Annotated in this window: 11 protein-coding genes; 7 read left to right on the forward strand and 4 right to left on the reverse strand. The window is 64.3% G+C overall.

From position 1 onward, the window contains the following. Nucleotides 1-24: 24 nt before the first annotated feature. Nucleotides 25-495, forward strand: a complete 471-nt coding sequence (locus VJ604_RS08440) for a tetratricopeptide repeat protein (RefSeq protein ID WP_324081546.1) — start codon at nucleotides 25-27, stop codon at nucleotides 493-495. Nucleotides 496-534: 39 nt separating this feature from the next. After that, nucleotides 535-936, forward strand: a complete 402-nt coding sequence (locus VJ604_RS08445) for a secondary thiamine-phosphate synthase enzyme YjbQ (protein WP_324081547.1) — start codon at nucleotides 535-537, stop codon at nucleotides 934-936. A 43-nt stretch (nucleotides 937-979) separates the two neighbouring features. On the opposite strand, the gene thiL is transcribed toward VJ604_RS08445, so the two are convergent. The 3 genes from thiL to VJ604_RS08460 are packed head-to-tail and all read right to left on the reverse strand — an operon-like array spanning nucleotide 980 to nucleotide 4,870. Beyond that, the gene (gene thiL, locus VJ604_RS08450) at nucleotides 980-1,951 is read right to left on the reverse strand and encodes a thiamine-phosphate kinase (RefSeq protein ID WP_324081549.1); all 972 of its coding nucleotides are present in this window, start codon (nucleotides 1,949-1,951) and stop codon (nucleotides 980-982) included. Beyond that, nucleotides 1,948-4,419: an endopeptidase La gene (lon, locus tag VJ604_RS08455; RefSeq protein ID WP_324081551.1), complete on the reverse strand. Its 2,472-nt coding sequence runs from the start codon at nucleotides 4,417-4,419 to the stop codon at nucleotides 1,948-1,950. The genes thiL and lon overlap by 4 nt, the downstream gene beginning before the upstream one ends. Nucleotide 4,420: 1 nt before the next feature. Continuing rightward, nucleotides 4,421-4,870, reverse strand: a complete 450-nt coding sequence (locus VJ604_RS08460) for an Hsp20/alpha crystallin family protein (RefSeq protein WP_324081553.1) — start codon at nucleotides 4,868-4,870, stop codon at nucleotides 4,421-4,423. Between the two features lie 518 nt (nucleotides 4,871-5,388). Between VJ604_RS08460 and VJ604_RS08465 the strand changes: the two genes are divergently transcribed. From VJ604_RS08465 to VJ604_RS08475, 3 genes are all read left to right on the forward strand, one after another. After that, on the forward strand, nucleotides 5,389-7,344 hold the full coding sequence (locus VJ604_RS08465; protein WP_324081555.1) for a tetratricopeptide repeat protein: 1,956 nt from the start codon (nucleotides 5,389-5,391) through the stop codon (nucleotides 7,342-7,344). Nucleotides 7,345-7,532: 188 nt separating this feature from the next. After that, nucleotides 7,533-9,359 carry a CFI-box extended C-terminal domain-containing protein gene (locus VJ604_RS08470; protein WP_324081557.1) on the forward strand — a complete coding sequence of 609 codons (1,827 nt, stop codon included), beginning with the start codon at nucleotides 7,533-7,535 and terminating at the stop codon, nucleotides 9,357-9,359. After that, nucleotides 9,356-9,997 carry an MXAN_2562 family outer membrane beta-barrel protein gene (locus VJ604_RS08475; protein WP_324081559.1) on the forward strand — a complete coding sequence of 214 codons (642 nt, stop codon included), beginning with the start codon at nucleotides 9,356-9,358 and terminating at the stop codon, nucleotides 9,995-9,997. The genes VJ604_RS08470 and VJ604_RS08475 overlap by 4 nt, the downstream gene beginning before the upstream one ends. A 151-nt stretch (nucleotides 9,998-10,148) precedes the next feature. Here VJ604_RS08475 and VJ604_RS08480 read toward each other — a convergent pair whose 3' ends face one another. Continuing rightward, nucleotides 10,149-10,784 carry a phage holin family protein gene (locus tag VJ604_RS08480; protein ID WP_324081561.1) on the reverse strand — a complete coding sequence of 212 codons (636 nt, stop codon included), beginning with the start codon at nucleotides 10,782-10,784 and terminating at the stop codon, nucleotides 10,149-10,151. 346 nt (nucleotides 10,785-11,130) lie between these two features. On the opposite strand from VJ604_RS08480, the gene VJ604_RS08485 reads away from it, so the two are divergent. Together VJ604_RS08485 and VJ604_RS08490 are read left to right on the forward strand one after the other, a co-directional pair. After that, nucleotides 11,131-11,535 carry a hypothetical protein gene (locus VJ604_RS08485; RefSeq protein WP_324081563.1) on the forward strand — a complete coding sequence of 135 codons (405 nt, stop codon included), beginning with the start codon at nucleotides 11,131-11,133 and terminating at the stop codon, nucleotides 11,533-11,535. Then, entirely contained in the window at nucleotides 11,532-11,963 is a 432-nt protein-coding gene (locus VJ604_RS08490) for a protease inhibitor I42 family protein (RefSeq protein WP_324081565.1), read from the forward strand. The genes VJ604_RS08485 and VJ604_RS08490 overlap by 4 nt, the downstream gene beginning before the upstream one ends. Nucleotides 11,964-12,014 lie beyond the last annotated feature (51 nt).

Consider the following 12,014-nt stretch of genomic DNA (forward strand, 5'->3'; position numbering starts at 1 on the left):
TTTGACTTTCATTGGAGATGAGCGATGAGCACGGTAACTTTTGAGGAGTTGGCCTGGCTGGGAGGGGGGGAACTCTCCAAGCTGGGAAGGGAAGCGATGGAGGCCAGGAACTACCGGCTGGCTCACCATTACCTGCAGGAAGCGCTGGAGCGGGACCGTAGCGCAGACAACCTCTCCCTGTACGCGCTTGCCCTCGCGCACCACACCGGCGACACCCGAGCCGCCAGCTCCCTCTGCTACCAGGCGTTGAGGATGGCGCCCAGGGAAACGGAACATTATCTGCGGCTGGGGATCATCTACCTGGTGGCGGGAAAAAGGAGAGAGGCGGTCAGAGCCCTGGAGGTGGGGCAAAGAGCCGGGGAGAACGAGGAGATCGCGAAGCTGCTGCAGGTCCTCGGGACGCGAGGGCGGCCGGTGTTCCCGTTTTTGTCCCGCGACAACCCCCTCAACAAGTACCTCGGAAAGATGAGACGGAACTTCGCGAGAGCGAGCTGAGGTAGTGTCCATTGATATGAAGATCTCAGGAGGGAGTCCATGATCCACTATATAAAGCTCAAGAGCAGGGAGCGGACCGAGCTGATCGACATCACCTCGCGCGTGGAGGACCTGATCGCATCCTCGAGGGTGATCTGCGGCTACTGCGACCTGTTCGTGATGCACACCACCGCCGCGGTCACCGTGAACGAGGGTGCCGACCCCGCGGTAAAGCGTGACATCTCCCATTGGCTGGACCGTCTGGTCCCCAACGGTCCCCACTTCACCCACACCGAAGGGAACTCCGATGCCCACATCAAGGCGAGCCTGGTTGGCCCGTCGGAGAGGCTTTTGGTGGACAGGGGGAAACTGCTGCTGGGCACCTGGCAGGCGGTCTACTTCTGCGAGTTCGACGGGCCGAGGGAGCGGAAGGTGGCGGTGAGGATCAGCGGGGAAATTTAAGAGCGTCGGACCAGTCAGACAGGTCAGACAGGTCCGACGAGAATTAACCGAAGTGATCGAAGCCTCGCGCGCCGGGCTGGTGGAGAGAGCCGTCGGCAGCCACCAGCTCTATGCCGCTCCCTTCGACGATCGCCCCGACCCTGGTCACCGCCAGCCCCAGCCTGCCGAACAGCTCCTCGACCGCCTCACCTCTTCCCTGAGGCACGCAGAACAACAGCTCGTAATCTTCCCCGCCGGAAAGGGCCAAGGAGAGATCGTCGCCGCACAGGGCGCGATACTCGTCGGAAAGCGGCAGCCGCGCCAGCTCGACCCTGGCAGCGACCTTGGACATCTCGCAGATGTGACCGAGATCGGAGAGCACGCCGTCGCTCACGTCAATCATGGCGCTGGCCAGTCCCGCCTCGGCAACGGCCACCCCGGCCGCCACCCGCGGGGTCGGGTCAAGCTGCCGCGAGACCAGGAAACCTTCCCGCCTGCCGCTCCTCAACTCCTTAAGCCCGGCCGCCGCATCCCCCACCGTCCCGCTCACGTAAACCAGGTCTCCCGCCTTCGCCCCGCTTCTCTTCAGGACCCGCTCAGGGCGCTGCTCGCCCAGGGCGGTGATGGAAATGGCTATCCCCCCCTTGGAGGCGCAGGTATCTCCCCCCACCAACGTCACCCCAAAGCTTCCCGCCATCTCCAGCATCCCGGTCATGAAGCCGTCCATGAACTCGACCGGGACGGCGGCCGGAAGCGCGATCCCCAGCAGGCAGTGGCGCGGAACGGCGCCCATGGCCGCCAGGTCCGAGATGTTGACGGCCAGGGACTTCCGTCCCAGGCTGTGCGGGTCGCAGAAGTTTAGATCGAAGTGGACCCCTTCGAGGAGCATGTCGCAGGTGATGAGGGTAAGGTTTTCGGGCGTGGGGAGAAGGGCCGCCGCGTCATCCCCGATCCCTAAGGGGACCGAGGGTGCCGCGGCGACCTGTTGTGCGATCCTGTCGATCAGGCCGAATTCGCCCAGTTCGGCCAGTTTCAAGCCTTACCCTCCGCGCTGATGCCTTTGCCGGGAGGGACCACGATGCGGCCGCGGCCGATCTTGGCTTTGGAGGAGTCCGCCTTGGGCGGTTTGGTCGGCTTGGGCTGCGGCGGCGCCGGCGGGGGATAGCTCTCCAGGGCCACAGCCAGCACCTCGTCGATGGTCGAGGCGGTGACGATCTTCAGCTTCTTGAGGATGGTCTTGGGAACGTCCTCCAGGTCCTTCGCATTCTGGACAGGTATCACCACGGTGGTTACCCCCAGACGGGCAGCCGCCAGGATCTTCTCCTTGAGGCCGCCGATGGGGAGCACCTTGCCGCGCAGGGTGATCTCGCCGGTCATAGCCACGTCCTTTTTCACCGGTATCCTGGTGAAGGCGGAGACCAGGGCGGTGGCCATGGTGACCCCTGCCGAGGGGCCGTCCTTGGGGATGGCGCCGGCCGGCACGTGCACGTGGATGTCCAGGCCGGAGAGGAAGTCCTCCGCGAGCTGGAGGTCGGTCGCCCGGGTGCGGATGTAGGAAAGGGCGGCCTGCACCGACTCCTTCATCACGTCGCCCAGCTGTCCGGTCAGGGTCATCCCCCCCTTCCCTTTCATGACGCTCGCCTCGACGAAGAGGACCTCGCCGCCCACGGGCGTCCAGGCCAGGCCGGTCACCACGCCGACCTCGTTCTTATCCATCTCCTCCTCGCGCAGGAACTTGGGCGGCCCCAGGTACTTGGCGACCGCACCGGCACCGATGGTGAAGTGCTTCTCGCGACCCTCGGCCACCTTCCTGGCCACCTTCCGGCAGATGCTGCCGATCTCGCGCTCCAGGTTCCTGAGCCCCGCCTCGCGGGTGTACTTGGAGATCACCGTCTTCAGCGCGTCATCGGTGAAGCTGACGATCTCCTCGCTGATGCCGTTCTCCTTGATCTGGCGCGGCACCAGGTAGCGCTTGGCGATGCCGAGCTTCTCCTCCTCGGTGTAGCCGGAGAGCTGGATGACCTCCATCCTGTCCCTCAAGGGCCCCGGCACCGTGTCGATCTGGTTGGCCGTGGCGATGAACATCACGTTGGAGAGGTTGAAGGGGAGGTTTATGTAGTGGTCTGAGAAGCTGTTGTTCTGCTCGGGGTCCAACACCTCCAGAAGCGCCGAGGACGGGTCGCCGCGGAAGTCGGAGCCCAGCTTGTCGAGCTCGTCCAGCATGAAGACCGGGTTGTTGCTTCCCGCCTGCTTGAGCCCCTGGATGATGCGGCCGGGGAGTGCCCCCACGTAGGTGCGGCGGTGTCCGCGTACCTCGGCCTCGTCGCGCACCCCGCCCAGCGAGATGCGCACGAACTTCCTCCCCATGGCGCGCGCGATCGACTTGCCGAGCGAGGTCTTGCCGACCCCCGGGGGGCCCAGGAAGCAGAGGATGGGGCCCTTCATCTTCTTCTTCAGCTTCCTGACCGCCAGGAACTCCAGGATGCGCTCCTTGACCTTCTCCAGGAAGTAGTGGTCCTCGTTGAGGATGTCGGAGGCGCGGTTGATCTCCAGGGAGTCCTTGGTCGACTTGGACCAGGGGATGTCCACCAGCCAGTCGAGGTAGGTCCTGAGCATGCCGGCCTCGGCGGCATCCGGATGCATCTGCTCCAGGCGGCCCAACTGCTTGAGGGCCTCCTTCTCCACCGTCTGCGGCATCTTGGCGCTCTCGATGGATTTTCTGAGCTCCGCGATCTCCTCGCTCCGCGCGTCGGTCTCGCCCAGCTCCTGCTGGATGGCGCGCAGCTGCTCGCGCAGGTAGTACTCGCGCTGGCTCTTCCCCATCTCCTCCTTGGCGGCGGACTGGATGCGGGCCTGCATGTTGAGGAGCTCGCTCTCCTTGTTGAGGTACTCGTTCACCCTGCGAAGCCGCTCGAGGGGATCGATCACCTCGAGAAGCCCCTGGGCCTCCTCGACCTTCAGGCCGATGTTGGAGGCCACCAGGTCGGCCAGGGCACCCGGCTCCTGCATGTTCTCGACGATGACCATCACCTCGGGGGAGACCGCCTTGCCGAGCGCCACGATCTTGCCCAGCTCCTCCTTCACCGTGCGGATGAGCGCCTCGGCCTCCAGGCTGTTCTCCTGGGCCGCCGGCTCCACCACCCGCTCGATGCGCACCGAGTAGAAGGGCTTCTCGGCCTGGTACTCGACCACCCGCGCCTTGGTCAGCCCCTGCACCAGGATCTTCACCCGGCCGTCCGGCAGCTTCAGCATGCGCATGATCATGGCCACGGTGCCGACCTGGTAGATCCCCTCCGGGGTCGGTTCCTCGTCCCCCACGTCGCGCTGGGTGGCCAGGAAGATCATCCGGTCCTTGGACAGCGCGTAGTCGACGGCGTTGATGGAGATCTCACGCCCCACGAACAGCGGCAGAATCATGTAGGGGTAGACAACCACGTCCCTTACGGGGAGCAACGGCAGAACGTCCGGTATGTTGAGTTCTTCGGTTTCCTGCCTGTTTTCCATCTCAGTCTCCTTGTTCAATCGGGATCTCCCGTATGTGCGTCCTGCTCTCCCTGGACCAGGGGAAGACCACGGTCAAGAGCCCTTGCCGGTAACGTGCCCGCCCCCGGTCGAGATCGGCCCCGGGGGGGATCTCGATGGTGCGGCAGAAGCGGCCGTTGGCGCGCTCCAGGCAGATGTAGTTCACCCCCGGCCCGGTCTCCTCCCGGACGGCCGCCTCCACCACCAGGGTGGAGCAGCAGGTGCTGAGAGAGATGTCGCCGGGCCGGCAGCCCGGCAGCTCGACCTCGACCACCAGCGAGTCCGCCGTCTCGTAGACGTCGACCAGCGGCGTGATCTCCTTCTCCGTGAATCCTTCGCGCCCCTCCAGGGTGGAGAGGTAGCGGAAGAGCTCGTCCATCTGCTGGCGGAACAGGTCAAGCCAGTCCAACGGTTCCTTGGGGATCACCGGCATATGGCCCCTTTGTGCCCTTGAATGTTCGGGTTAAAAAAGACCCGGCCCCGTGGCTTCACGGCGCCGGTTTGCATGATTTAACCATCTTTATCATGAAAGTCAAGGTAATCCCGCCCTAAGCTCTGGCGCGGCTTGGCGACAAAAAGCGGTCGGTCAAGACAACGTTATCATTAATTTTTTTGGCTTTACAATTGAATTTACTAGTGCGGATGTGTATAATCCGCCAACTTCAGTGTTCCTACCCCAGAAATCCGCTTGCCGGTTACGGTTTTTCCGCCGCGGGAAGGAAGCCAATCCAACCATTAAGTGGTGCCGAAGGGGCCAAGGCCCGGCCGGCGGGAGCTTGCCTCCCCCGCCCGGATGCCATTCCCGAGGTATCGGTTCGCGCCCGACGGCAGGGACAGGAGCCTATCGGCCGCCCCCCGCGGCGAGCACGGCGAAGCGGGCCGCAGCGCGGCGGCCGGCGCCGATCTCCACGGCGCAACCACCACGAAAACCACCGAAACAAAGGGCCTTACATGAAAAGATACGCTGTACTATCCTCTCTGCTGGCGCTGACCGTGTTCGGCACCGGGTTCAACTGGCCGTTCCCCGGCTCGAGCTCCGGGAGCTGCCGGGACGCCAAGAGGCTGATCCTGGAGATGACGCCGCAGACCAGCGAGTCGAAGCGGGCCGACACCGAGAAGCGCGTGATGGAACTTTGCCCCTCGGGTGCCGCCGGGCATTACCTCAAGGCGCTCCAGCTGGAGAGAGGCGGCAACACCGATGCCGCCATCAAGGAGTACAAGGAAGCGCTCTCCATCGATCCCGAATTCTACCCGGCCAGCGGAAACCTGGGCCTTTTGCACCAGAAAAAGGGTGCCAGCGAAGAGGCGGCGGTGGAACTCTCCGCGGGGCTCAAGGCGGGGGATCCCCGCTACAACGCGGCGCTGGGGCGCATCTTCGCCGACAAGAAGCTCTACCAGCTCGCCATCTTCCATTACAGCGAGGCGGTGAACGCCTATCCGGATGACGCCAACCTGCACGTAGAACTGGCGGCAGCCTACGCAGCCATCGATTCGCGCCAGAAGGCGGAGGCCGAGTACCGCAAGGCCCTTTCCATCCAACCCGGCAACGGCAAGGCGCGCCTGGGGCTGGGTGCCCTGCTGCTCGCCAAGGGGGAGACCGACAAGGCGGTCAACGAACTCAAGCAGGCCGCCCTCGACGAACCGGGCAACAAGGAAGTCCACCGCCTGCTCGCCGAAGGGTACGCCAAGAAGGGTGACGAGAAGAGCGCGGAGTACGAGCGCGTGCTGGCCGGCAGCGCCCCCAAGGCTGCGCCGGCCCCCAAGGTCAACCACCTGGCGCAGGGCGACAGCTACAAGGGCTCCAAAGAGTACGAGCAGGCCATCGCCGAGTACCGGCTGCGCCTGGCAGAGGACCCGACCGACGCGGTCGCCATGCAGCGGCTGGGCGACTGCCTGCTCGCCACCGGGCATGAGGACGCGGCGATGGGGTACTACCGCGATGCGCTGCGCAACAAGGCGGATAACCCCCAGCTCCACTACAACCTGGCCGGCATCTACGAGCGCAAGGCGCTCTTGGACGAGGCGGTGGTCGAGTACCGGCAGGTACTGGCCGCCACCCCGGACAACGACGAGGCCCGCCAGCGGCTGGCCGACATCTACACCCTGCGCGGCAGCTTCCCGCAGGCGCTCGAGCAGTACCGCGAGCTGGTTAAAAGAAAGCCGAACGATCCTGTCCTGCAGCTGAAGCTTGCCCGCGCCTACGTGAACAGCAAGGACCTCACCGCGGCGGCCGACGCCTACGCCGCCGCCATCAAGCTCGACCCCAACGCCCTGGAGGCGCACCGCGAGCTGGCCAGCCTGCAGAGGAAGCGGAACCTCAACGACGAGGCGGCCAAGGAGTACCAGGAGGTCCTCAGGCTGAAGAAGGATGATGCCGACGCGCGAAACGCGCTGACCGCCATCTACGTGAAGAACAAGAATTACGACCAGCTGGCCACCCTGCTCAAGGAAGGGGTGGAACTGGCGCCTACCGATCCCAACACCCATTACAAGCTGGGGCTCGTCTACGAATTCCAGAAGAACTACGACGACGCCATCGCCCAGTACAAGCAGGCGGTGGAACTGAAGCCCGACCACGCCAAGGCACTGAACGCCATGGGGCGGGTGCAGATGAAGAACGGCCGGATCGCCGAGGCCAAGGCCTCCCTGGAGGCGGCCAAGAAGGCGGACCCGGAACTGGAAGAGCCGACGGTCCTGCTCTCCAACATCAAAGACGAGCTGACCCCGGAGCCGAGAAGCTACCACCGCCACAAGAACTCCAAGCACGAGAAGGGTTCCAAGCGCGGCAAGAAGGGGAAGAAGGAAAAGGCCGGCAAGGGGAGCAAGAAGTCCAAGGGTGAAGGGTCCTCCTCGGGCGGTAAAAAAGCGAAGAAGGGGAAGAAGTCGAAGAAGAAAAAGTCGGAGTAGTCCCACCCCCCTTCGCCACAGACAGAACCCAAAAAGGCAGCCCGCAAAGGCTGCCTTTTTTTCATTGGGATCGGCTGTGATTTATGATAGCATGCGCCTCGCTTGCTTCATTGGACCGGCTAGCCGCCAACAGCCGCCCTCCGGCTGACCTACCTGCAGAAAAGGACGGGCTCATGAAAGTGAGGTGGATGACACGATTGCTGGTTACTGCAGCCATGCTGTCGGCCTTGGCTGTGCCCGAAGCGGCCCTGGCCACCCTGATCACCATTACCGTCGATCCCGGCAAACCCACCAGCTCTACCAACTTCCAAACCATCCAGAGCGCCATCGACAACGTCAACATCCAGATCAGCAATCCCAACAACGCCGCCAACAGCTACCAGATCCAGGTGGCAAATGGCACCTACAGCGGCGCCATCCAGATCAAAAATGACGGCGTTCCCCTGTACGGCGCCAGTACTGCCGGGACCATCCTTACCGGCGGCGGGAGCGGGGCGCTGATCACCACCAACGGTCACAGCAATGTGACCATCAGGAACTTCACCTTCAAGGCGCCGAGCGCCATCGGCATCTTGGCCAGCGGCGGCTCCATCAACATCACCAACGACATCTTCTGGCTCCCCAACTCCATCGCTCTCCAGATACAGGGGGCGTCGGCCACCATCGTCAACAACACCTTCTACCAGAACGGGACCGCCATCAGCACCACGTCCACCGGGCTGACGGTCGGCAACAACATCTTTTCCACCAACACCACCGCCATCTCGGCCTCCGGCACCCTCAACCTCTCCTATAACGACTACTTCGCCAACATTGCCAACGGCGTCTCAGACCTCGGCAACAACGCCATCCCCAACGCGACGGTCACCAACGCCGACCCCCAGTTCGTGAACGCCCTGGCTGGCGACTTCCACCTGCAGTCCACCTCTCCCTGCAAGAACTCCGGCGATCCCAGCATCACCGGCGTCAAGGACCGTGGTGCCTACGGCGGCCCCGCCGCCGATGCCGGCTCCAGCACCCCTCCCACGCCGACGCTTTCCTCCACCATCATCGCCACCAGCAGCTCCGCGGTGATGACCCTTAACTGGAGCCAGCAGAGCAGCCCGGTCACCGCGTACCGGGTCTACTACAGCACCACCCCCAACCAGCTGATCGCCGCGGAGGGTGCCAGCCCCTTCGTGGTATCGCCGGCAACCACCACCAGCGCGCAGCTGACCTTCGCCACGCTCCCGGATGCACCGACGGCCCCGACCGGCGCACCGGTGTTGACCACCACCCCGCTGGACCACGCGCTGCAGCTCAACTGGACCCCGGTCATCGGCGCGACCGGCTACCGGATCTACTTCAACACGGTAGCCTTCACCGCAACCTCACTGCCGGACGCCTTTATCCCGGTGAATGATCCCACGGCCACCAGCTACACCCTGAGCGGCCTGGTCAACTCCACCAATTACTGGGTGGCGGTCCTGCCGGTGGCCCGGGCGCAGATCGTCGCACAGGTGACCTCGCTGGTTGACTCGACACTCGCCCCCAATTCCCCCAGCGCCAACGAGAGCGCCAAGTCGCTCCCCACCATCCAGACGGTGGGCGACCCGGTCACCGGCACCCTCTCCAACGTCAAGCAGGACTTCCCTGAGGCCGTCACCCCCTTCCCCAACGTGAAAGGGGGGGGCTGCTTCATCGCCACCGCCGCCTACGGTTTCTACTCCGCACCCGAGGTCCAGTCGCTGCGGATGTTCAGGGACCGCTACCTGATGACCAACGCCCCCGGGCGGGCCTTCGTCTCCTGGTACTACCAGCACGGCCCCAGGGGTGCCCGTTTCCTGAACGCCCACCCCTGGCTGAAGGCGCCGGTGCGGCTGGTCCTTTTGCCGCTGGTGCTCTTGTCGACCTTTTTGGTCTACATCCCACCGCTCATCAAGCTGGCGATCCTCGTGGCAGCGGTCACCACCTCCTTTTTCCTGTACCGAAGGATCGACAGCAGGTCGCTGGTCAGAGCGAGGAGGGTCTCTTGAGAAAACTGTTGCTTGCCGTACTGCTGACGCTGATCCCCGCCCTCGCGCTCGCCGAGCAGCGCCCCGAACGGCCGCACTGGTCGCTGGAACTGAAGGGGGGGGTCCTGTTCCCCGATGTCGACAGGTGGTCCACCTTCTACGGCAGCAGCTACACCCCCGAGTTCGGCGGCTCCCTTGCCTACAAGGTGACGCGGCAGGTCGAGGTGGGGATAGAGGGGAGCTATTCATACGCAACCGGCAAGGGGGGACAGCTGCAGCACGGGACCACCGCCGGTGAGGTCACCTTCGACCGGGCGCCGCTCAGTGTCTTCGTGCTGGCGCGGGGGGTGATGGATGAGGACCAGTGGCTGGTCCCCTACGCGGGGGGAGGCTACACCAGGCTCTTCTACCGGTCCGACGTGACGGGTCAGGGAACCACCAAGGGGTCGGTGAACGGCTTCAACGCGAGAGCCGGGGTCGAGTTCCTGATGGACAGGCTGGAGAGGGATGCCGCGGAAAGCCTCTACCGCGACTTCGGGCTGCAGCACACCTACTTCTTCGTGGAAGGGCGCTTCATCAGGGCGATGGGGGATACCACCGGAGGCTCCGTCAACCTGGGGGGGACCAGTTGCCTGGGCGGGTTCCTCTTCGAGTTCTGAGCTGCACCCCGCAGGGCGAGCGAGAGCCGGGAGGAATCGGCCAGGTGCTGGGAAGCCCGCCGTTGTTGACGAAGGTTCAGAAGGATGACAATTTCAGAAGGGGGACTGGCACCTGCGGAGCCAGTCCCCTTTCCCTTTGTTGGGGGTCGGCTCACCCCTTCCTCTGTTTGGCGGCCTCCCGTGCCTCGGCTTTCTGCCGGGCATAGGTGAGCCGTCTGGAGCGCCGCGCCTCCCTCTTGGCCAGGTCGCGGGCGCGGGCCTCTTCCCTCTCCGCTTCCCGCTGGGCCGCTTCCCGCTCGCGCGCCGCCACCTTCTCCTCCCTGGCGCGTATCGCCTCCGCGTGCACGGCCTCCCTCGCCGCTTTTGCCGCCTGCGCCTCATGGTCGCGCTGCTCGGCATGCGTTTTCAGTTTGTGGCCGATGTTCTCCACCCGATCCAGGGTGTCCTTGGGGATCAGGGTGAAATGCTTGAGCTTGCCGAGACCGGTGAACAAGAGGCCGGCTCCCAGGAACATGAGGCCCGCGGTCACGATAAGCGCCGAGAGCCAGACCGGAAGCACCAGGGAGAGGGCCGCTATGGCGGTGGCAGTGGCTGCCAGCAGCGAAAACAGCAGCATGAAGCCACCCACCGCCAGCAGCACGGATCCTTTTTTGGCCGAGTCGACGTTGTTTCTCACCTCCAGCGCGGCCAGCTTCAACTCCAGGAAAACCAGGACAATCGACTGCTCCATCAACTCCAGGACCAGCCGGACCATGGAATGGTGTCTGTTCTGCGATTGATCTTGCATGCGAACCTCCGACGTATCCGTCGTCCGAGGCTACCGGCCGACAGTCCCGCATCCGCGGGGGGGCAACTATCCGCCTGTGACGCTGTACTGCTGTGTCTGCTTTGTTGCGACTACCCCTCCCCCAGTGGATCCGGATCCAGGTGAAGGTTCTCCCCCCATATTACAAGATTTCGCTTAAATCTTCTCTCCTTCCAGTCATCCCCTGTCGCCGCTTCCCGTCGCCCGGCCGGTGGCGCGCCGCGGGCGCCTTTTTGCCAGCAGCTTTTCGCAAATCATCTACACTTTGAGTTGTTGCCGACCGGCTAAAGCGCTGGAGCGCGGGCCGGCGGTCCGGCAAGGGGGCGTTATGAAGAAGTCGGTGAAGGGGGCGCTGCTGTCGGGGATCATCTTCCCGGGACTTGGCCAGTTGTGGGAGCGGCATTATCTGCGCGGCATCAGCTTGATGGTCGCGGTGCTCGCCTGCTGCTCAGTGGTGGTGATGAAGGCGACCCAGCAGGCCTACGCCATCCTGGAGAAGGCCGAAAGCGAAGGGGGCGCGGTGGACATGGTCGCCATCCTCAACGCGGCCAGCCGGGCCTCGGCCACCCCCGACGACCTGAAGACGACGGCCGCGCTGGTGGTGCTGGTGCTCTGCTGGCTGGTGGGGATCGTGGACGCCTATTTTGCGGGGAAAAGGCTCGACCTGGGGGAACCGGCGGGCCGGGAAGAACGCGGGACGTCCCGCACGGAAAAAGGAGGGATCAGCCGATGACAACCTTTACGAAGCGGGCCGCCCTCGGCCGCCTGCTGCTGACCGTTCTGGTCGCCTTAGCCGGCGCCGGGTGCGCCTCTACCGGCTCCTCGGCGAAAGGCTCCGACGACATTTACCTCGACCGCCACTCCGACGGCAATATCGTGCGGCTTCACCGTGGCCAGCGGCTGATCGTCACCCTCCCCGGCAATCCCAGTACCGGCTACCAGTGGGAAGAGCTGCCCGGGGCCTCCGGTCTGCTGGCCCGCCAGGGAGACCCGGATTACACCAGCGACGGCAGAGAGCTGGGGGTGGGCGGCTATTACCGGTTCACCTTCCTGGCGGTGGCGACCGGGAAGGCACCGCTCAGGCTGGTCTACCGCCGCCCCTTCGAAAAGGGGGTAAAGCCGATGGCGACCTTCAGCGTGGACATCGACGTCTTCCACTAAGCAGGGCAGGACCAGGCAGAAGCTCAAACAGAAAAAGGCCGGGGAGGTTGT

Origin of the sequence: Geomonas sp. (assembly GCF_035254065.1) — a bacterium.
In the GTDB taxonomy this organism is placed as follows: domain Bacteria; phylum Desulfobacterota; class Desulfuromonadia; order Geobacterales; family Geobacteraceae; genus Geomonas.

Excerpts from the sequence above, each read along its gene's own strand:
- VJ604_RS08470 (WP_324081557.1), top strand. The coding sequence starts at position 7,533 with ATGACACGATTGCTGGTTACTGCAGCCATGCTGTCGGCCTTGGCTGTG.
- VJ604_RS08440 (WP_324081546.1), top strand. The coding sequence starts at position 25 with ATGAGCACGGTAACTTTTGAGGAGTTGGCCTGGCTGGGAGGGGGGGAA.
- VJ604_RS08445 (WP_324081547.1), top strand. The coding sequence starts at position 535 with ATGATCCACTATATAAAGCTCAAGAGCAGGGAGCGGACCGAGCTGATC.
- VJ604_RS08465 (WP_324081555.1), top strand. The coding sequence starts at position 5,389 with ATGAAAAGATACGCTGTACTATCCTCTCTGCTGGCGCTGACCGTGTTC.
- VJ604_RS08490 (WP_324081565.1), top strand. The coding sequence starts at position 11,532 with ATGACAACCTTTACGAAGCGGGCCGCCCTCGGCCGCCTGCTGCTGACC.
- lon (WP_324081551.1), bottom strand. The coding sequence starts at position 4,419 with ATGGAAAACAGGCAGGAAACCGAAGAACTCAACATACCGGACGTTCTG.
- VJ604_RS08485 (WP_324081563.1), top strand. The coding sequence starts at position 11,131 with ATGAAGAAGTCGGTGAAGGGGGCGCTGCTGTCGGGGATCATCTTCCCG.
- VJ604_RS08480 (WP_324081561.1), bottom strand. The coding sequence starts at position 10,784 with ATGCAAGATCAATCGCAGAACAGACACCATTCCATGGTCCGGCTGGTC.
- VJ604_RS08460 (WP_324081553.1), bottom strand. The coding sequence starts at position 4,870 with ATGCCGGTGATCCCCAAGGAACCGTTGGACTGGCTTGACCTGTTCCGC.